The organism is Salmonella sp. SAL04162, assembly GCF_046551535.1.
Taxonomy (GTDB): Bacteria; Pseudomonadota; Gammaproteobacteria; order Enterobacterales; family Enterobacteriaceae; genus Salmonella; species Salmonella enterica.
Window position 1 is genome coordinate 292,588 of record NZ_JBGDVX010000004.1, and the last position, 20,859, is coordinate 313,446.

Below are 20,859 nucleotides of genomic sequence, written 5' to 3' on the forward strand. Positions count from 1 at the left end.
CATGAGCACCTCTCAAAAAAAAATAACTAGAAATAATGATGAAGTACCTCAGGAAGCAGTAGAAAAAGAGAAGACGTGCTTTGCTATTATGCCTATTGCCGATCATCCTGATTATGACAATGGTCATTTTGGTCGGGTTTATAACCACCTAATAAAACCCGCATGTGAGAAAGCAGGCTTCAAAGTAGTAAGGGCAGATGACGCCAAAGCCTCGCACATGATTATGTTTGATATTTTAAAAAACATAGTCGAATGCGACATGGCTATTTGTGATTTAAGTTCTAAAAATGCCAATGTGTTCTACGAATTAGGACTTAGACAAGCATTCAACAAAAAAACAATTCTCATCACAGATGGACGAACTAATACACCGTTTGATATAACTGGTTTTCGTTACGTAAAATACGATCATACTTTACGTGTCGACAGTGTAATGAATGATATTGATGAAATAGCAGCAATGCTTATGGAAACAGATGAAGCAACCGAAGATGACGTTAATTCAATTGTGAAATTATTAAAAATTCAACCAGCCAATGTTGAACATTTGCAACTTAATGAGAAAGACAGCCTCATATTTGAAATGATAAAAAGACTTGACGAAAAGATGTCAAGAATAGAGTCATTACAGAAAAACAAAAAATTAGACAATCAACTTATGAACTCTTGGACTAGAAAGATTCTGAGTCAATCTGAGAATAAAAATTGTTCCAACTCTTTACTACAAGCAGTTGATGATTATCTTGAAGAGAAATCTAAAGATACGATAAACATTATTTATACTCATACGAAAAAAGATGATGATAATTCATAGTTAAGGTATTAGTGGTGTCAATCCGAAAACAATTAGATGGGAAATGGTTACTGGACTTCTACCCAGAAGGAAAACCAAAAGGTAAACCCAGCAAGCGAATTCGTAAGACATTCACTACGAAAGGCGAAGCGCAAGCCTACGAAAATCACATCATGGAGAATATCCATGTAAAACCGTGGCTGGATGGAAAAGAAGATCCCCGCAAACTGCGTGAACTCGTGCAGCAATGGTACAACGAGCACGGCGTGACATTAGACGATGGTGAGAAGCGTAAAAGCGCAATGGAGTTTGCCTGTGAAAGCATGGGCGATCCACTGGCTCATGAATTTGATGCCACCATGTTTTCTCTGTATCGCAAAAAACGCCTGTCCGGTGAGATATCCCGCACATCACGCGTCAAACAGGTTTCCCCTAGAACAATGAATCTTGAGCTGGCGTATTTCCGGGCGGTATTTAATGAGCTGAAGCGCCTCGGCCACTGGAAACTAGATAACCCCCTAACTAACATTCGTCCCTTCAAATCTGAGGAAGCCGAATTAGCCTACCTTGAAGATGAAGAGATCGCTCGCTTGTTAGAAGAATGTATGAAAAGCAGGAATGAAAGCACGTACTGGGTGGCTTGCTTGTGCCTGGCTACAGGGGCTCGCTGGGATGAAGCTGAATCAGTTACAACTAAACAAATCAAAAACCTGAAAGTCAGCTTTTTCAAAACGAAAGGGAACAGAAACAGAACTGTGCCTATCAGCCAAGAATTTTATGACGCACTACCAAAACCGGCAAAGCTTGGGCGATTCTTCAAATCTTGTTATTCAGCATTTCGTAAAGCTGTCGAACGTGCCGATTTGAACTTACCAGATGGCCAACTTTCGCACGTTCTGCGCCACACTTTTGCGTCACATTTTATGATGAATGGCGGAAACATCCTCGTTCTTAAAAGTATATTAGGGCACACAGATATTAAAATGACCATGAGATACTCCCATTTCTCCCCTGTTCATCTTGACGAAGCATTAAGATTCAATCCTCTTTCCGGAGTATTTAAGAATGAAAACAAATAAAAAAACAATACCTTTTTTAATTTCCCTTGCAATTATTATTATATCATTAACTCCATTGGCTGTTTATTTTTATCATTTTCACGGTGAACTTTCTAATAATCAAGCTAATTGGTCAAGCCTAGGTTCATTTTTAAGCGGGACGAGTGGCACACTTTTGTCAGCATGTAGCATATTTGCGTTAATATATACACTTCATATCACACTTAAAAACAATGAAAAAACACATAACCTAACAATGGAGTCAATCAAAAACAACGAGCGGCAAATAAAAAACATGGAGAAAGAATTTTCTTTAAAGCTGTTTGAGAGTTATATCGACGCATTCAATTCCATACTTGAGAGGAAAATATATGCTATAAACAAAAAAAACATAGTTCCCCAGGAGGATTTCATTAAAGAAGCTTACAGAAGATTGCTAAATGATTTATGGTCAATGCTGAGTAATACTATTCCGGAAAATAGAAGAGGATTTGATTTTCATCGACCGGCTATTGTTTTATCAGAAATGAAGATAAGTTTTAAAGACGAATTCAAACATTTTTTGTATCTTATCGACACTTTAGACAAAACTACCGATGAAGAAACCTATAGTTTAATGTTACGGATGTATCATGCAAAAATTAATGAAGATATTCTCTTTTTTATCTCATGCTATACGAATACAAACATGACTCAGTTCCGTTATATTTTTGAACGCCAAGACAGAAAAATACTATTTCTTTCTCATCGGGCGGCGGAGGTCATTACTCGCGCTAACGACCTAGTCAAAGAAGGTAAAACCCCTTGGGATGATGCCACTGATTTTTGACCCTTTTTTGTCCCCTCAAAACTCAAATACTCAATAAACTTGGATAACATTCGTCATCCAAGTTTATGATTTGACTATAACTTATTGATTTTTATAGGTAGGTCACTCTTCTCATAATCGCTTGGTCGCTGGTTCAAGTCCAGCAGGGGCCACCAAATTTTAGCTTTAAAATCATATAATTAAGCCACTCTAAAGAGTGGCTTTTTTGTTTCTGACAGGGTCGCCCCATACCGCTATTTACGATGCCAATAGGCTGCCGCACGTACCAGGTGTGGATCAAACCCCTTTTCAAAGCACTGACTTAAACGTTTTACCGTTTTGCCTTCGCCAGTAATCCAGATGAAATAGTCTGATTCTGGTATTGTCAGCTGCGACAGGCGCGTTTGCATTACCTGTTCATCGCCGCCAACAACATATTCCACAGTAATATCCGTCAAATGGGCGAGATAATCGCGATATGCGGCATCCTGAATGCTCACCAGCGCGGTTACCGCAGGGCGCGCAGGCAGACGACTAAGCGATTCCAGACGACGACGCAGCGCAGGCATACCGGACTCATCGCAGACATAAACCTGACAGGCATAATCCTCCGGCACCACCAGCGAACCGCGCGGCCCGCCGATCGTCAGTGTATCGCCTTCACGGGCTTCCATTGCCCAACGGCTGGCTACGCCGCCATCGTGGATAAAGAAATCCAGCGCCAGCTCGCGACGCGCCTCATCATACAGCGGCGTGTAATCCCTGGAGACCGGACGAACGCCCTCCCCCCAGATAATACCTTCCTCAGTGACTGTCGGAGGCGTAAAGCGACAGCCTGGCTCAGGGAAAAAAACTTTCGTGTGATCGTCAAAGCCCAGGGAGGTGAAACCGTCCAGCGCCTCGCCGCCAAGTACGATCCGCTGAAATCCTGCGCTAATACGTTCTACCCGCAGAACGGTCAGCTCGCGAAAACGCAGTTCATTACGAACACGTTGTGGGTAGCGTACGGATGATGTCGTCATTTTTTGCCTTCGTGAAGTAATACGATATATCTAAATTAAAGTTTTAAATGATAATGATTGTTAATCAGTAAAAATGCAACTGTTTTTTGATAGTGTTCTGGCAACGAGTCGCTAACTATAACCTTAGAATAAAACGTTATAAATTAATAGATTATAGCAACAATCGCTTTTACCCTTGCTAAAATCCATCATTTAGATATAAATTAGATATATCTAAATAAGCAGGAGGCAATGATGCAAAATCAACATGAAGGGTGTTGCAAAAACCGGGATCATAAGCACGATGGTTGCTGCAAAGATCGCGAACATCAGCATGAAGGCTGCCATAGCGCGCATCAGCATGAGAACGCCAGTTGCGGCGGCGAACACCGTCACGGACACGGCTGTGGTCGTCATGGACAGGGCGGTGGTCGACGCCAGCGATTTTTTGGCCACGGGGAACTTCGGCTGGTCATTCTTGATATCCTGACCCGGGACGCCAGCCACGGCTATGAACTGATTAAAGCGATAGAAAACCTGACGGGGGGCGGCTATACGCCAAGCGCTGGCGTGATCTACCCTACGCTGGATTTTTTACAGGATCAGCAATTTATCACGATTAGCGACGAAGAAGGCGGGCGGAAAAAAATCGCGATTACCGCGAACGGCGCGCAATGGCTTGATGAAAATCGCGAACATCTGACGCATATTCAGGCGCGGCTAAAAGCCCGTTGTGTGGGCATGGAGTTACGTAAAAATCCGCAGATGAAGCGGGCGCTGGATAACTTCAAGGCCGTGCTGGATCTGCGGATAAACCACAGCGATATCAACGACGCGCAAATCAAACGCATTATCGGCGTGATTGATCGCGCGGCGCTGGAAATCGCCGAACTGGATTAAGCGGGCTGCGTGTCCTCTTCGCGGACGCGGAACACGTTAACCAGCTCTTTTAAATGTAACGCCTGTTCGTTCAGCGACGCTGCGGCGGCAACAGACTCTTCCACAAGGCAGGAGTTTTGTTGCGTGGCGGCGTCAATCAGGCCAATCGCGCTGTTAATCTGCGAAATACCGTCAGTTTGCTCGCGGCTGGCCTGCCCAATCTCACGTAATATCACATCCATCTCTTCGACGTTATCCACCATGCCATTAATCAGGGCGCTGGCTTTCTCCACCAGGTGCATCCCTTCCTGAGTCTGACTGGTTGAATCTTCAATCAAATTACGGATTTCACTGGCTGACGAGGCGCTCTTTTGCGCCAACTGGCGAACCTCTCCGGCGACAACGGCAAAACCACGTCCATGTTCGCCCGCGCGCGCCGCTTCAACCGCCGCGTTCAGCGCCAGAATATTGGTCTGAAAGGCAATGGAATCAATGATATTGATGATATCCGACATACGATTTGCCGTGTCGTTAATGACGCGCATTTTCTGCGTCACTTGATTCATCATCTCCCCATTGTTTTTCACCACGCTGGCGGCGCCGGCAGAGAGTTTGGTCGCTTCACTGGTATGGTCAGCCGTATTTTTAACCGTGGCGGTAATCTGTTCCATCGACGCCGCCGTTTCTTCAACCGAGCTGGCCTGCTCTTCCGTACGCGCCGCCAAATCCTGGTTACCGGCGACAATTTGCGCCGCCGCCGTGGAGATACTCTCCGAACCGTTTTGCACTTCCTGTACGATATCCAGCAGACGCGTTTTCATCGCCATTAACGCTTGCAGTAGTACGCCTGTTTCATCTTTATAGTCGGTGGTGATATGACGAGTCAGATCGCCATCGGCAATCGCCTCGGCAAAGCGTACCGCGTCATCAAGCGGTCGGGTAATAGAACGCACAATATACCATCCCATTACGCCTCCGGCGGCGATGCTTATCAGCGCCAAAGTGATTAACAGCGTCCGATTATTTTTAAAATCCTCTTTGACCTGCACGCTCGCTTCATGCATCTGCGCGTCCTGAACAGCGATAAGTTCCTGGACTTTGTCCTTATAGACTTTTTGCACCTGCACCGTTCTGGTCATCATCTCCTGAATGGCCGCCTGACGATTATTGCTTTGAATATCTTTCAAAATACGGAATCTGGACTCCAGGTATTGCTGGCGCGCTTCACGGATCTCATTAATGATTTTCTGTGAATCCGCATCGTGACTATTTTCCCTAGAAAGCTCATCCAGTAAAGCCGAAATGCGCTGGCTTATCTCACTGAGTTCTTTCTGCGAGCTCTGGCTCCAGCGCCCCTCTTCATCCAGTAACATGAGCTGCTGCGCGATGATGAAATCATTAAAATTATCGATTAACAGATTGGCTTTTACCGTGGTGGGATAATCATTGGTAATAATGTCCTGCATACCCGTATTAGCCCGATCAAGGCTAAACAAAGACAGAGCGGAACTCACCACCATGAGAACAATGAATAAGCCAAAGGCCATAAATAATTTTGAACGTATTTTAATGTTATGCAAAAACATATTTTCTCCCTGGGATTGCATATCCTCATACAGGAAGATTTATCGGCAATAATGTTACTAACTTTATGATATTGATCGCTTTTTATTTCGGAACATTATTAGTAAGTAATTTTTATTGTTCACAGAAAGATGAACCAATAGTGACATAAATTGGCACCAATAATGAAAGAAATACGCTAAAAGGTTAACCATTTCTTATTTATTAACTGAGCTTATACCTATTAATAGGTAGGAAGAAAGAAGGAATAAATATCACATTATTTTTAACATCACAGGCCACTGATACTCTCTGTGATGGCAGGCACCGCCTTCTATCAGAGCGCATCCGCCCGGTAAGCTTGTTGCTACCGGGCGGATGTCATTACCGTTGCGACCTACAAATAAACTTAATGCAGTACCGTGACCGCATCCTCCAGCCGGCTGGCACGGTGTTTTACCATCGCGGAGACTTGTGCGCTCTCTTCCACCAGCGCCGCATTTTTCTGGGTTATGCGGTTCAACTCGTCCACGGCGCGAGTCAGGCTGGAAAGCCCATCTGTCTGTTCCTGCGTCGACTGGCTGATCCGTGCGATAAGCAGGGTGACATTTTGCACCTGGGCTACAATGTCATCCATGGTACGGCCTGCGGCGTGAACCTGCTCGGAGCCTGACTGCACCTTTGTTGCGCTGGCGTCAATTAATTTACGAATATCGTTCGCCGCGTTAGCGCTGCGGCTGGCAAGATGGCGTACCTCGCCAGCAACCACGGCAAACCCTTTCCCCTGCTCGCCCGCTCTCGCCGCTTCTACCGCCGCATTCAGCGCCAGGATATTCGTCTGAAAAGCGATATCGTTAATTAGCGTGGTGATCGTCCCGATACGTTGCGTACTGTGAGCGATATCATCCATCGTTTTAATCACCGTATCCATCGCCTCACCTCCCTGAGTCGCCGCGCTACTGGCCGCCATGGAAAGCTTATCCGCAGCGGAAGCCGTCTCGGAATTGAGCTTCACGGACTCCGCCATCTGGTTCATGGTCGTTACCGTTTCCTGAACATTCTCCACGGTCTGACGGGTGTGTTCGTTCAGATCATTGTTACCCTTCGCCAGCCTTTCACTGCCGTTTCTGACGCTGGAAACCTGACTTGATACGTCATTGATCAGCCAGCGGCACATCAAGCCAAGCTGCCCTACGGCCCTCAGCGTCAGCCCCAACTCATCGCTACGATTAAGATGTTGTACGCTGTTGCGTTCGCCGGTCGCCACTTTCAGCGCCTGCGTCGCCACATTTTCAATGGGACGCACAATTTGCCATTCAAATAGCGCCGTACCTGCCAGCATCGCCAACGCGCCCAACAGCAACGCCTGCCATGACGCATCCGTACCGAACAGAGCCAACGCCAGCATTACGGCCATTAGCCCCATAATGCTACGCACTCGCCAGCGAACAGGCATAGCGGGCAGTTTGCCCAGCAAACCCTGACGAACCACCAGGCCTTTATGAATACGTTTATTACACCGCCCTTCATTTAGCGCCTGATATAAAGGCTCAACGGCGGCAATCTCATCATCCGTGGCGCGGGTACGGATCGACATATATCCCGTCACACGCCCTTCACGTATCATCGGTACCGCGTTGGCCCGCACCCAATAATGGTCGCCGTTTTTACGCCGGTTTTTCACAATGCCGCTCCACGGTTCGCCCTGTTTTAGGGTGTACCACATATCTGCGAAGGCAGCTTTCGGCATATCCGGATGACGCACCAGATTATGTGGCTGCGCCAGTAACTCGTTTAACTGATAGCCGCTCACCTGGACAAAAGTGTCATTGGCGTGAGTGATATAGCTTTCCAGGTCGGTCGTAGACATCAGAGTGGTATCATCATCCAGCGGGGTATTTAGCTGGCTGACGTAGGGATGAGAAGACATGATAGCGTCCTGTGCAGGTTATCTGGATGTTAATTTTTCGCTCAGATGTTATTTCGGCGCTAATCTATTTATCTTTAGTTGTTAAAATTGCTCTGGATCGCAATTTGCGATTAATCCTTAATATTTGTACGATTTTCACCTCATCCTGCGCCTTATTTTCATTATGAAATTGTTTAGCGTAGACAACCTTTTTCTTTAAAATCTGCCCTGGCTCACCTTTTTCTCACGCCGCCGCTAACGCAACACACCGTAAACCGTAAAACAAGATCTGCTCAAAATGCATCCAATTGTTAACGCATGACATTAAATGTTGTGTAAATGTGATTATTCCTGGTGTTTATCCCGATTTTCACTATGGGCTTAGACCCCCGCTAATCCCTGCAATACTTAATTCAGTATCATGTGATACACGGCCCTCTGGAGCTCATTTTGAACAGGTTACCTTCCAGCGCATCGGCCTTGGCCTGTAGCGCGCACGCACTGAATCTCATCGAGAAGCGAACGCTAAACCATGAGGAAATGAAAGCACTAAACCGAGAGGTCATTGACTACTTTAAAGAGCATGTAAATCCAGGATTTCTGGAATACCGGAAATCTGTTACCGCCGGCGGGGATTACGGAGCCGTAGAGTGGCAAGCGGGCAGTTTGAATACGCTTGTCGACACCCAGGGGCAGGAGTTTATCGACTGTCTTGGGGGATTTGGCATCTTTAACGTGGGGCACCGTAATCCTGTTGTGGTATCCGCCGTCCAGAATCAACTCGCAAAACAACCTCTCCACAGCCAGGAGTTACTTGACCCCTTGCGGGCGATGCTGGCAAAAACGCTGGCAGCGCTGACACCGGGGAAACTCAAGTACAGCTTTTTCTGTAACAGCGGCACCGAATCCGTCGAAGCGGCGCTAAAACTGGCAAAAGCGTATCAGTCGCCGCGCGGCAAGTTTACCTTTATCGCCACCAGCGGCGCATTTCACGGCAAATCATTGGGCGCGCTCTCCGCCACGGCCAAATCCACCTTCCGCAGACCCTTTATGCCTTTACTGCCGGGCTTCCGCCATGTGCCGTTTGGCAATATCGACGCGATGAGCATGGCATTTAGCGAAGGCAAAAAAACGGGCGACGAGATAGCAGCCGTGATTCTGGAGCCTATTCAGGGTGAAGGCGGCGTGATCCTGCCGCCGCAGGGATACCTGACAGAGGTACGTAAGCTCTGTGATGAATTCGGCGCGCTGATGATTCTGGATGAAGTACAAACCGGCATGGGGCGTACCGGCAAGATGTTTGCCTGCGAGCACGAAAATGTGCAGCCTGATATTCTGTGTCTGGCGAAAGCCCTGGGCGGCGGCGTGATGCCGATTGGCGCCACCATCGCGACTGAAGAGGTGTTTTCGGTTCTGTTCGACAACCCCTTCCTGCATACCACCACTTTTGGCGGTAATCCGCTGGCTTGTGCTGCCGCGCTGGCGACCATTAACGTCCTGCTGGAGCAAAACCTCCCGGCCCAGGCGGAACAAAAAGGCGATACGCTACTGGATGGTTTTCGACAACTTGCGCGTGAATATCCCAATCTGGTACACGATGCGCGCGGCAAAGGTATGTTGATGGCCATTGAATTTGTCGATAACGAAACGGGCTACCGTTTTGCCAGTGAGATGTTCCGTCAACGCGTGCTGGTCGCTGGTACGCTGAATAATGCGAAAACAATTCGTATCGAGCCACCGCTCACGCTAACCATTGAACTGTGCGAACAGGTATTGAAATCAGCGCGTAATGCGCTGGCGGCGATGCAGGTGAGCGTTGAAGAGGTTTAAAAACGATGCCGGATGGCGCTATGCTTATCCGGCCTGTTTTCCCCGGGTCGCGGCCTCTTTTTTGAATCCCATCACAATCACCACATTCCCCTTTTCCCTTTTACCTCGCGACGGCTACAGTAGTAACTCATCCGACCACATAACAATAATTTTACATACTGGATACGCTTATGAGCTACCCGTCGCTGTTCGCCCCGCTCGATCTGGGCTTTACTACTCTCAGAAACCGCGTGCTGATGGGATCGATGCACACGGGTCTGGAAGAACATCCTGATGGCGCCGAGCGCCTGGCGGCATTTTATGCCGAGCGCGCGCGACACGGCGTAGCGTTAATCGTCACCGGCGGTATTGCGCCCGTTCCCTCCGGGGTCGTGATGACCGGCGGCGCGATGCTGAACGATGCCAGCCAATTAACGCCTCACCGCGTGGTGACCGATGCCGTACATGCGCAAGGCGGTAAAATCGCGCTGCAAATTCTGCACACTGGACGTTACAGCTATCAACCGCACCTGGTCGCGCCGTCGGCAATTCAGGCGCCAATCAACCGCTTTATGCCGCATGAACTGACGCATGATGAAATCTTGCAGTTAATCGACGACTTCGCGCATTGCGCGCAACTGGCGCGGGAAGCAGGCTACGACGGCGTAGAGGTGATGGGATCAGAGGGCTATCTGATTAATGAATTTCTCACCCGGCGAACTAACCATCGCGATGACGAATGGGGCGGCGACTATGCCAGCCGTATGCGCTTCGCGGTTGAGGTAGTACGCGCGGTACGCCAGCGGGTAGGGAACGACTTTATTATTATCTATCGCCTGTCGATGCTCGATCTGGTGGAAAATGGCGGCACGTTCGACGAAACGGTACAACTGGCGCAAGCCATTGAAGCCGCAGGCGCAAGCCTAATTAATACCGGCATTGGCTGGCATGAGGCGCGAATCCCGACCATCGCCACGCCAGTACCGCGTGGCGCCTTTAGCTGGGTGACGCGGAAACTTAAAGGTCATGTGTCGGTTCCGCTGATCGCGACCAATCGCATTAACGATCCGCAGGTCGCCGAGACGATCCTGACGCGCGGCGATGCCGATATGGTGTCGATGGCGCGCCCCTTCCTTGCCGATGCCGAATTCCTGACTAAAGCGCAATCCGGACGCGCAGATGAGATCAACACCTGTATCGGCTGTAATCAGGCCTGTCTGGATCGGATCTTCATCGGCAAAGTGACCTCCTGTCTGGTGAACCCACGCGCCTGTCACGAAACCCACATGCCGATAACGCCGGCCATACGCAAAAAGAATCTGGCCGTTGTCGGCGCAGGCCCGGCGGGGCTGGCTTTCGCGATTAACGCCGCGTCGCGCGGCCATCATGTCACGCTGTTTGACGCCCAGAGTGAAATTGGCGGTCAGTTCACTATCGCCAGGCAGATCCCAGGTAAAGAGGAGTTTTACGAAACGCTGCGCTACTACCGTCGAATGATCGATGTTACTGGCGTTACGCTGAAACTGAACCAACGGGTGAACGCAGAGGATCTTCAGCCGTTTGACGAAGCGATCCTCGCCTGCGGAATAGTACCGCGCCGCCCGCCGATAGACGGTATCGATCATCCAAAAGCATTGACCTACCTGGAGGTATTGCGCGATAAAGCGCCGGTTGGTAAGCGAGTGGCGATCATCGGCTGCGGCGGTATCGGTTTTGACACGGCCATGTATCTGAGCCAGCACGGCGAATCCACCAGCCAAAATATTGCTGAATTTTGTACGGAATGGGGAATTGATACCAGCCTGCAACAGGCAGGCGGTCTGCGCCCGGAAGGCCCGCGCCAGGCACGTAGTCCACGGCAAATAGTCATGCTGCAACGCAAAGCCAGCAAGCCGGGCGAAGGATTAGGTAAAACCACCGGCTGGATCCATCGCGCGACGTTACTGGCGCGCGGCGTGAAGATGATCCCGGCGGTTAGTTACCAGAAGATCGACGACGACGGATTACATCTCTTGATCGGCGGCGAACCGCAGTTGCTGGAAGTGGATCATGTGGTGATCTGCGCCGGACAGGAACCTCGCCGCGAGCTGGCGGACCCGTTACGCGCCGCAGGTAAAACGGTACATCTTATCGGCGGATGCGATGTCGCGATGGAGCTGGATGCCCGACGGGCGATTGCCCAGGGCACCCGACTGGCGCTGGAGATTTAACGACTTTACCTGATGGCGCTGCGCTTATCGGGCTTACGCTGTCATACCGGTTTTATAGGCCGGTATGACGCTTGAGCGCCTTATCGACGGCGTCCCTGCTTCACCGCTTTCAAAATGACAAATTTATTGTTGGTTGCTATCGTCGCGCAATTACCGAAAATCTTCTTCAGCTTGTGGAAATAGTCCAGATGGCGGTTCGCCACAATATACAGTTCGCCGTTGATTTTCAGGCAACGGCGGGCGTGATGGAACATCTCCCAGGCGATATTATCCGTCAGCGCATGTTTCTGGTGGAACGGCGGGTTGCAGAACACAGCGTTAAAACGGAACGGCTCCACACCGGAGAGCGCATTGTTGATCATAAATTCGCAGCGTTCGAACGCTTCCGGCAGGTTCGTTTCTACATTCAAACGGCTGGAATCTACCGCCATCGGCGATTCATCGACAAATACCACGTTCGCCTGCGGATTTTTCGCCAGTAAGCTCAGGCCAATCACCCCATTGCCGCAGCCGAGATCGACAATCTCCCCGTCGAGGTTTTCCGGCAAATGCTGCATAAAGAAGCGCGCGCCGATATCCAATCCGGTACGAGAAAACACATTCGCGTGGTTGTGAATCGTCCAGCCTGTATCTTCCAGTTTCCAGCTTAGCGTTTGCGGCGCGTCGGCCAGTTGCGGATGACTGAAGGTACAGTTAATCAGGCGCGCTTTCTTCCACGCCAGCGTCGTCGTGGTTGGGCCCAGCACTTTTTCAAACAGTTCCAGCGTAGAGGTATGAATATCACGCGCTTTCGCGCCGGCGATAATACGCGTTTGCGCCGTAACGACCTTACGCAAAGCGCGTAACTGCTGTTCCAGCAACGCCAGTGTTTTCGGTACCTTAATCAATACCACGCCCGGCGCCTGCGGGTAGTCAGCGGTACTGTCGAGAAACGTTACGCTGGACTCCGCGATGCCGTTATGGCGTAAATTCTCTCGCGTACCCAGTTCGCTTAAATACGAATCGCCAATACTGTATGGCGAATGCTCCGCCAGCGCACAGCTTAGCGCGCCAAACGTATCATTCAGGATCAGCACCGGGCCGCGAATTTCCGTCTCATCCAACTGTTGCAGCAGATACTCATCGGCCGCCTCCCACGCCAGAAGCGGGTTAACATCATCCGTTTGCGGAAAACGTTTCAGCGTCAGTGAACGGAAACCGTCGTCTACGTGGCTCATTAGGCCTCCTGAATGGTAAAATTGCGGCGTTATCCCTGAAAAGGGTGCGTGAGTATACACTTTTTATCAGCAACATGGAGCTTTGATGACCTCACTAACTTACCTTCAGGGGTATCCGGAACATCTCCTTGCCCAGGTGCGCGCCTTAATCGCCGAGCAGCGCCTGGGAGCAGTGCTGGAAAAACGTTATCCCGGCGCGCATGATTACGCCACTGACAAAGCGCTATATCACTATACTCAGGAACTGAAAAGTCAGTTTCTGCGCAATGCGCCGCCCATTAATAAAGTGATGTATGACAGCAAGATCCATGTGCTGAAAAATGCGCTGGGACTGCATACCGCTGTCTCGCGCGTTCAGGGCGGCAAGCTCAAGGCAAAGGCGGAGATCCGCGTCGCCACCGTGTTTCGCAACGCCCCGGAGCCATTCTTACGAATGATTGTGGTTCACGAACTGGCACACCTGAAAGAGAAAGAGCATAACAAAGCGTTTTATCAGCTCTGCTGCCATATGGAGCCGCAGTACCATCAACTGGAGTTTGATACGCGCCTGTGGCTGACGCATCAGGCGCTGTCGGCACAATAAATTCTGAAAATGCCCCTTCCCCCGTATCTTTTTAACGGCGTGGGCATAAAATCGACGCGTTCACATTTCGCTCATTGCCTGCCGCCACGTCAAGGATGACGATCTGTAGAGGGTATTTTTTATCCACCGCCAACGGAACCGCGCAACGACCATGCTCTCACAATGTGCCCGTTTTATCCGCCGCCTCTGTTTTACACGCCGGGCGTTAACAGTGGCGTGTTTTCTGCTTGTCGCAGCAGGCGTCGCGCTTTTCTATTCCAACTGGCTTATCGTCAACGCCTCGCAGCATCTGACATGGAATGACATTCAGACCGTTCCCGCCCGCAACGTCGGGCTGGTGTTAGGCGCTAAACCCGGCAATCGGTATTTTACCCGGCGGATTAATACTGCCGCCGCGTTGTATCACGCCGGTAAAGTGAAGTGGCTGTTAGTCAGCGGCGATAACGGCAAAAAAGAGTACGATGAACCTTCGGCGATGCAGCAGGCGCTGATAGCGAAAGGTGTGCCGGAAGCGGCCATTTTTTGTGATTATGCCGGATTCTCCACGCTGGACTCCGTGGTTCGCGCCCGGAAAGTGTTTGGCGAAAACCGCATTACGATTATCTCGCAAGCATTCCATAATCAACGGGCGATCTGGCTGGCGCAACAATATGGCATTGACGCTATCGGCGTTAACGCGCCGGATCTGAATAAAAGGCACGGAACCTACACACGACTTCGGGAAAAGCTGGCGCGGGTTAGCGCGGTGCTGGATGCCAAAATTTTGCACCGTCAGCCTAAATATCTGGGCGCTGGCGTCACTATTGGGGCTGATAGCGCACACGGGTGCCCTTCTCGCCAGTAAAATGCCAGAGTGCGTCGCAGCGCACTGGCAAGGGCGGAAAGGCGTGCTACATTGACGAAAATCCCTTTCTGGAGTCCGCTGACGTTTATGATACGTTTCGCTGTAATTGGGACTAACTGGATCACGCGCCAGTTTGTCGACGCCGCCCATGAAACCGGCAAATTCAGGCTCGCCGCCGTTTACTCCCGTAGTCTTGAACAGGCGCAGTCTTTCGCAAATGATTATCCCGTCGAGCATCTGTTTACCTCGCTGGAAGCGATGGCGCAAAGCGACGCGATTGAGGCGGTTTATATCGCCAGCCCGAACTCCCTGCATTTCTCCCAGACACAGCGCTTTTTGCAGCATAAAAAACATGTCATGTGCGAAAAGCCGCTGGCTTCTAACCTGGCGGAGGTTGATGCCGCTATCGCCTGCGCGCGCGATAATCAGCGGGTACTGTTTGAAGCCTTTAAAACCGCCTGCCTGCCCAATTTCCTGCTGCTGCGGGAATCGTTGCCGAAAATCGGCAGAATGCATAAAGCATTCCTAAATTACTGCCAGTACTCTTCACGTTATCAGCGCTATCTGAACGGTGAAAATCCGAATACGTTTAATCCGGCCTTCTCCAATGGTTCGATTATGGATATCGGGTATTACTGTCTGGCGTCGGCGATCGCGCTATGGGGCGAGCCGTGCAGCGTTCAGGCGTCGGCGAATTTGTTGGAAAGCGGAGTAGATGCGCACGGCGTCGTGGTTATGGATTACGGCGATTTTAGCGTCACGCTACAGCATTCCAAAGTCAGCGACTCGGTACTGGCCAGTGAAATTCAGGGCGAGAGGGGATCGCTGGTCATTGAAAAGCTGTCGGAATGCCAGAAAGTGTGTTTTGCGCCGCGCGGCGCGCTGATGCAGGATCTGACCCAGCCTCAGCATATTAATACCATGCTGTATGAAGCCGGGGCGTTTGCCCAGCTTATTGAAAACCATGCCGTGGAACATCCGGGGTTGTCGCTAAGTCGCGCCACGGCAAAATGGCTGACAGAAATACGCCGTCAAACCGGGGTCATCTTCCCGGCGGACGATCTGACTCATCCCCTTACTGCGTAAAATTATGTAAATTATATGTTACAGGTCATTGACTCTATGCGTGGCCTGTCATACTTTGTTACGCGCAAAGGGGAGTAACTTCATTGCCGGTCGATCGTCATTACGATGTGTGCAAAACCACATCCGGTCACCGGGTAGCCATAAAGGAATGCGTCAGCGTATTCCTTTATTGTTGTAAGTGAGACCTTGCCGAATGGCAAGGTCTATGCATAAAAGCAGCGGCTAATGCCATTCGGCGTTAGCCGTTTTTTTTTTGCATAGGGAGAAATAATGAATACTGTTGGTACGCCATTATTATGGGGTGGATTCGCGGTTGTTGTGGTGATAATGCTATCCATCGACCTGTTGTTGCAGGGACGCCGTGGCGCACATGCTATGTCGATGAAACAAGCGGCAGGATGGTCAATCCTGTGGGTAACGCTCTCGCTACTGTTTAACGCCGCTTTCTGGTGGTATCTGGCTGAAACGCAAGGGCGCGAAGTTGCTGACCCGCAGGCATTGGCGTTCCTTACCGGCTATCTGATTGAAAAGTCGCTGGCCGTAGATAACGTCTTTGTCTGGCTGATGCTGTTTAGCTATTTCTCCGTCCCTCCGGCTCTGCAACGCCGGGTGCTGGTGTATGGGGTCCTTGGCGCGATCGTGTTGCGTACTATCATGATTTTCGCCGGTACCTGGCTTATCACTCAGTTCGAATGGCTGCTGTATGTGTTCGGCGCCTTCCTGCTGTTTACCGGCGTAAAAATGGCGCTGGCGAAGGAAGACGAATCCGGCATTGGCGAAAAACCGATGGTGCGTTGGCTGCGCGGACATCTGCGTATGACCGATACGATCGAGAACGAGCACTTTTTCGTACGTAAAAACGGCCTGTTGTATGCCACGCCGCTGCTGCTGGTGCTGATTATGGTTGAGCTCAGCGATGTAATCTTCGCCGTTGACAGTATTCCGGCGATCTTTGCGGTCACCACCGACCCGTTCATCGTACTGACCTCTAACCTGTTTGCCATCTTAGGACTGCGCGCGATGTACTTCCTGCTGTCCGGCGTGGCGGAACGCTTCTCGATGCTGAAATATGGTCTGGCGGTCATTCTGGTCTTTATCGGCATTAAGATGCTGATCGTCGACTTCTACCATATTCCTATCGCGATTTCGCTGGGCGTAGTGTTTGGCATTCTGACCATTACGCTGGTGATTAACGCCTGGGTTAACCATCAGCGCGATAAGAAACTACGAGCGCAATAATCTTTTATCGGGGTAAACCTGCCCCGTCAAAAACGCCCGGCAGCGCACACCTGTCGGGCGTTTTTGTTTAACATGTCACAATGCTGTTAATATAAAGTTATAAAACATGATCACAGCAAAAAATCCAGGATATTTCGCTTCCCGAACCTTCAACTTTCCTTATACTCAACCAGGCAAACACTTTGTTACATCCTGAAAGATGCGCCGTAAGAGCGTGCAGGGGATGACCAGCAACACAATACAAGGAACATGAAATGGCTACGCAACGAGCATCAGGGCTACTGCAGCGTTTAGCGCAAGGCAGTCTGGTTAAACAAATTTTAGTGGGTCTGGTACTGGGGATTTTACTGGCATGGATTTCTAAGCCTGCGGCGGAAGCGGTTGGCTTGCTTGGCACCCTGTTCGTCGGCGCCTTAAAAGCGGTCGCCCCCGTTCTGGTGCTGATGCTGGTCATGGCCTCGATCGCCAACCACCAGCACGGTCAAAAAACCAATATTCGCCCTATTCTCTTTCTTTACCTGCTAGGCACCTTTTCAGCCGCGCTGGCGGCCGTTGTGTTCAGCTTCGCCTTCCCTTCAACGCTGCATCTGTCCAGTAGCGCCCAGGATATCGTGCCGCCGTCCGGCATTGTAGAAGTCTTGCGCGGTCTGCTGATGAGCATGGTGTCGAACCCCATCGACGCGCTGCTGAACGCTAACTATATCGGGATTCTGGTGTGGGCCGTCGGTCTGGGATTTGCCCTGCGTCATGGCAATGAAACCACCAAAAACCTCGTGAACGATATGTCTAACGCCGTGACCTTTATGGTGAAACTGGTGATCCGTTTCGCGCCAGTCGGTATTTTTGGTCTGGTTTCATCAACGCTTGCAACCACCGGCTTCTCCACCCTGTGGGGTTATGCGCACCTGCTGGTCGTCTTGATTGGCTGTATGCTGCTGGTCGCGCTGGTGGTCAACCCGCTGTTGGTATTCTGGAAAATTCGTCGCAACCCTTATCCGCTGGTGTTCGCCTGCCTGCGTGAAAGCGGCGTTTATGCCTTCTTTACCCGCAGCTCTGCCGCCAATATTCCAGTGAATATGGCGCTGTGCGAAAAGCTGAATCTGGACAGGGATACTTACTCCGTTTCCATTCCGCTGGGCGCCACCATCAATATGGCCGGCGCGGCAATTACCATTACGGTTCTGACGTTGGCGGCAGTCCATACGTTAGGCGTCCCGGTGGATCTGCCTACAGCGCTGCTGCTGAGCGTGGTGGCCTCGCTGTGTGCTTGCGGTGCCTCCGGCGTGGCAGGCGGTTCATTGCTGCTGATCCCGCTGGCGTGCAACATGTTTGGCATTCCGAACGATATCGCGATGCAGGTAGTGGCGGTCGGCTTTATTATCGGCGTATTGCAGGATTCGTGTGAAACGGCGCTGAACTCATCTACCGATGTTCTGTTCACTGCGGCAGCCTGCCAGGCAGAGGACGAACGTCTGGCGAATAACGCCTTGCGTAGCTAAGTGATTATCGATGCCGGATGGCGCGTGCCATCCGGCGTGACGATAGATCTGAATCTCCCAATCCATAGGCTGTGACCTAAAGCGAATTGATGTTCACGCGCGACATCCTCGCGTAACGTTATATGTAGATGGCGTCTGCCGCGGCGCTCGGTCAGCGTACAGTATAAAGTGTCAGCCTGTGTAAATCCTCTCGCCACCCTCCTTTGCGATAAGCAAAATCAAAGCTCAACGACGCGTAATTTCTATAACGGACTTCGTTGACCTTTGTTACAATTAGATGCATTTTGAATTTTTGTGTGTTAGTGCTTGCTTACTTCACAACTTAACAAGGAATAGTTCAGGCCGCGAATTTGCCGTTTCCGCAACGCTGATAAAAACTCCAACTCTGTTGCGGCAGTGCAAACCTCAGATCACCGGCGTGACGTTAACCGATTCTCCAGGAATACTGAATGGAACTACTGACTCAATTGCTGAATGCCCTGTGGGCTCAGGACTTTGAAACACTGGCCAATCCTTCCATGATTGGCATGTTATATTTTGTGTTATTTATGATTTTGTTTCTGGAAAATGGGCTGCTCCCTGCCGCCTTTTTGCCTGGCGACAGCCTGTTGATCCTGGTCGGCGTGCTGATCGCCAAAGGCGCGATGGGTTTTCCACAAACCATTTTGCTGCTTACCGTCGCGGCCAGCCTAGGTTGCTGGGTGAGCTATATTCAGGGCCGCTGGCTGGGGAATACCCGCACCGTGCAAAACTGGCTCTCTCATCTCCCCGCACATTATCATCAACGCGCCCATCACCTTTTCCATAAACACGGCCTGTCGGCATTATTGATAGGCCGTTTTATCGCGTTTGTCAGAACACTGCTGCCCACCATTGCCGGCATATCCGGCCTGAATAACGCGCGCTTTCAGTTCTTCAACTGGATGAGCGGCTTGTTGTGGGTGCTTATCCTGACGTCGCTGGGCTATCTGCTGGGCAAAACGCCCGTCTTTATGAAATATGAAGATCAGTTAATGTCATGCCTGATGCTGCTGCCCGTGGTGCTGCTCTTTTTTGGCCTGGCGGGTTCACTGGTCATGCTGTGGAAAAAGAAGTATGGGAGCCGGGGATAACTTATGCTTAAACCACGCATAACTGCCCGACAACTCATTTGGATCAGCGCTTTTCTACTGATGCTGACCATACTCATGATGACGTGGTCAACGCTGCGTCAGCAAGAGTCGACGCTGGCCATTCGCGCGGTTAACCAGGGCGCCAGTATGCCAGACGGCTTCTCAGTTCTGCATCATCTGGATGCGAACGGCATTCATTTTAAAAGCATTACGCCTAAAAATGACATGTTGCTCATTACCTTCGATTCCCCTGCGCAAAGCGCCGCAGCAAAAACAGTGCTTGATCAAACATTACCACACGGTTATGTCGTCGCTCAGCAGGACGATGACAACGAAACGGTACAGTGGCTGTCCCGCTTACGGGAAAGCTCCCACCGCTTTGGCTAATCTCCAGGAATCCGAATCATATCACTCACTTTGGTGATTTCATTGTTTAATGACTATGATTAATAAAGCGGTGTTTAACCCACCGCGTTATTATCGGGATCACCGCCCCGGACAACGGGTCCGAACATAAGGGAAAGTTCAGGAATGAAATACCGCATCGCTTTGGCTATCACGCTTTTTACACTTAGCGCCGGTAGCTACGCTAATTCGCTTTGTCAGGAAAAAGAGCAGGATATACAAAAGGAAATTAGCTACGCTGAAAAGCACAACAATCAGCGCCGTATTGAGGGTCTGAACAAGGCGCTCAGCGAAGTACGCGCCAATTGTACTGACAGCAAGCTGCGCGCCGAGCATCAGAAAAAGATCGCTGAGCAAAAAGAAGAGGTAGCCGAACGCCAACGTGATTTAGCCGAGGCAAAAGTAAAAGGCGATGCGGATAAAATAGACAAACGTGAACGTAAGCTGGCCGAGGCTCAGGATGATCTAAAAAAACTTGAGGCCAGAGACTACTAAATTAACGCCGAATGTAAATACTCACTCACCTGGAGAAAACTATGTCGAAAGATAACACTACGGAACATCTGCGCGCTGAGTTGAAATCCCTGACCGATACGCTTGAGGAAGTGCTGAGCTCTTCGGGCGAAAAGTCGAAAGAAGAGTTGAGTAAGATTCGTAGCAAAGCCGAGCGCGCGCTGAAAGAGAGCCGTTACCGCCTGGGCGAAACGGGTGATGTGATTGCCAAACAGACTCGCGTCGCCGCCGCCCGCGCCGATGATTATGTGCGCGAAAATCCCTGGACAGGCGTAGGCATTGGCGCCGCTGTCGGTCTGGTGTTGGGCGTACTGCTGACGCGTCGTTAATT

Annotated in this window: 19 protein-coding genes; 15 read left to right on the top strand and 4 right to left on the bottom strand. The window is 50.4% G+C overall.

From position 1 onward, the window contains the following. The first annotated feature begins 1 nt into the window (after nucleotide 1). The 3 genes from ACLJRH_RS10390 to ACLJRH_RS10400 are packed head-to-tail and all read left to right on the top strand — an operon-like array spanning nucleotide 2 to nucleotide 2,680. A complete protein-coding gene (locus ACLJRH_RS10390; RefSeq protein ID WP_023212685.1) occupies nucleotides 2-814 on the top strand; it encodes a hypothetical protein in 813 nt (270 codons plus the stop codon). Nucleotides 815-828: 14 nt separating this feature from the next. Further along, on the top strand, nucleotides 829-1,872 hold the full coding sequence (locus ACLJRH_RS10395; RefSeq protein WP_023136705.1) for a tyrosine-type recombinase/integrase: 1,044 nt from the start codon (nucleotides 829-831) through the stop codon (nucleotides 1,870-1,872). Then, complete coding sequence (locus ACLJRH_RS10400; RefSeq protein WP_023136706.1) at nucleotides 1,859-2,680, top strand: hypothetical protein; 822 nt, start codon at nucleotides 1,859-1,861, stop codon at nucleotides 2,678-2,680. Before ACLJRH_RS10395 ends, ACLJRH_RS10400 begins: the two co-directional genes overlap by 14 nt. 233 nt (nucleotides 2,681-2,913) lie before the next feature. Here the strand turns inward: ACLJRH_RS10400 and ACLJRH_RS10405 are convergent, their stop codons facing one another. Then, nucleotides 2,914-3,681, bottom strand: coding sequence for a siderophore-interacting protein (locus ACLJRH_RS10405; RefSeq protein ID WP_000213762.1), 768 nt, complete (start codon nucleotides 3,679-3,681; stop codon nucleotides 2,914-2,916). Between the two features lie 231 nt (nucleotides 3,682-3,912). On the opposite strand from ACLJRH_RS10405, the gene ACLJRH_RS10410 reads away from it, so the two are divergent. Next, nucleotides 3,913-4,560: a PadR family transcriptional regulator gene (locus tag ACLJRH_RS10410; RefSeq protein WP_000983434.1), complete on the top strand. Its 648-nt coding sequence runs from the start codon at nucleotides 3,913-3,915 to the stop codon at nucleotides 4,558-4,560. Here the strand turns inward: ACLJRH_RS10410 and ACLJRH_RS10415 are convergent. After that, a complete protein-coding gene (locus ACLJRH_RS10415) occupies nucleotides 4,557-6,125 on the bottom strand; it encodes a methyl-accepting chemotaxis protein (RefSeq protein WP_000478462.1) in 1,569 nt (522 codons plus the stop codon). The genes ACLJRH_RS10410 and ACLJRH_RS10415 overlap by 4 nt on opposite strands. Nucleotides 6,126-6,511: 386 nt before the next feature. Continuing rightward, complete coding sequence (locus ACLJRH_RS10420; RefSeq protein ID WP_000094638.1) at nucleotides 6,512-8,032, bottom strand: PAS domain-containing methyl-accepting chemotaxis protein; 1,521 nt, start codon at nucleotides 8,030-8,032, stop codon at nucleotides 6,512-6,514. A 429-nt stretch (nucleotides 8,033-8,461) separates the two neighbouring features. On the opposite strand from ACLJRH_RS10420, the gene ygjG reads away from it, so the two are divergent. Continuing rightward, nucleotides 8,462-9,841: a putrescine aminotransferase gene (gene ygjG, locus ACLJRH_RS10425; RefSeq protein ID WP_001520281.1), complete on the top strand. Its 1,380-nt coding sequence runs from the start codon at nucleotides 8,462-8,464 to the stop codon at nucleotides 9,839-9,841. Between the two features lie 170 nt (nucleotides 9,842-10,011). Further along, the gene (locus ACLJRH_RS10430; RefSeq protein WP_000121524.1) at nucleotides 10,012-12,030 is read left to right on the top strand and encodes an NADPH-dependent 2,4-dienoyl-CoA reductase; all 2,019 of its coding nucleotides are present in this window, start codon (nucleotides 10,012-10,014) and stop codon (nucleotides 12,028-12,030) included. An 80-nt stretch (nucleotides 12,031-12,110) separates the two neighbouring features. On the opposite strand, the gene rlmG is transcribed toward ACLJRH_RS10430, so the two are convergent. After that, a complete protein-coding gene (gene rlmG / locus ACLJRH_RS10435; protein WP_000019989.1) occupies nucleotides 12,111-13,247 on the bottom strand; it encodes a 23S rRNA (guanine(1835)-N(2))-methyltransferase RlmG in 1,137 nt (378 codons plus the stop codon). Nucleotides 13,248-13,332: 85 nt separating this feature from the next. Between rlmG and ACLJRH_RS10440 the strand changes: the two genes are divergently transcribed. The 9 genes from ACLJRH_RS10440 (at nucleotide 13,333) to ACLJRH_RS10480 (ending at nucleotide 20,857) form a co-directional block, all read left to right on the top strand. Then, nucleotides 13,333-13,830, top strand: coding sequence for a M48 family metallopeptidase (locus ACLJRH_RS10440; protein ID WP_001646363.1), 498 nt, complete (start codon nucleotides 13,333-13,335; stop codon nucleotides 13,828-13,830). 151 nt (nucleotides 13,831-13,981) lie between these two features. Beyond that, nucleotides 13,982-14,674, top strand: coding sequence for a vancomycin high temperature exclusion protein (locus ACLJRH_RS10445; RefSeq protein WP_001646364.1), 693 nt, complete (start codon nucleotides 13,982-13,984; stop codon nucleotides 14,672-14,674). An 87-nt stretch (nucleotides 14,675-14,761) separates the two neighbouring features. Further along, nucleotides 14,762-15,760 carry a Gfo/Idh/MocA family protein gene (locus ACLJRH_RS10450; protein ID WP_023223243.1) on the top strand — a complete coding sequence of 333 codons (999 nt, stop codon included), beginning with the start codon at nucleotides 14,762-14,764 and terminating at the stop codon, nucleotides 15,758-15,760. Between the two features lie 270 nt (nucleotides 15,761-16,030). Then, on the top strand, nucleotides 16,031-16,999 hold the full coding sequence (locus ACLJRH_RS10455; protein ID WP_001098836.1) for a TerC family protein: 969 nt from the start codon (nucleotides 16,031-16,033) through the stop codon (nucleotides 16,997-16,999). Between the two features lie 254 nt (nucleotides 17,000-17,253). Then, a complete protein-coding gene (gene sstT / locus ACLJRH_RS10460; RefSeq protein ID WP_000235363.1) occupies nucleotides 17,254-18,498 on the top strand; it encodes a serine/threonine transporter SstT in 1,245 nt (414 codons plus the stop codon). 449 nt (nucleotides 18,499-18,947) lie between these two features. After that, a complete protein-coding gene (yqjA, locus tag ACLJRH_RS10465) occupies nucleotides 18,948-19,610 on the top strand; it encodes a DedA family general envelope maintenance protein YqjA (protein ID WP_000422141.1) in 663 nt (220 codons plus the stop codon). A 3-nt stretch (nucleotides 19,611-19,613) separates the two neighbouring features. After that, nucleotides 19,614-19,997: an EnvZ/OmpR regulon moderator MzrA gene (gene mzrA / locus ACLJRH_RS10470; RefSeq protein WP_000917516.1), complete on the top strand. Its 384-nt coding sequence runs from the start codon at nucleotides 19,614-19,616 to the stop codon at nucleotides 19,995-19,997. Nucleotides 19,998-20,141: 144 nt separating this feature from the next. Continuing rightward, nucleotides 20,142-20,510 (top strand): DUF1090 domain-containing protein, encoded by a 369-nt coding sequence (locus tag ACLJRH_RS10475; protein ID WP_023137407.1) that lies wholly within the window; start codon nucleotides 20,142-20,144, stop codon nucleotides 20,508-20,510. Nucleotides 20,511-20,551: 41 nt separating this feature from the next. After that, nucleotides 20,552-20,857 carry a YqjD family protein gene (locus ACLJRH_RS10480; RefSeq protein ID WP_000031219.1) on the top strand — a complete coding sequence of 102 codons (306 nt, stop codon included), beginning with the start codon at nucleotides 20,552-20,554 and terminating at the stop codon, nucleotides 20,855-20,857. Nucleotides 20,858-20,859: the final 2 nt, after the last annotated feature.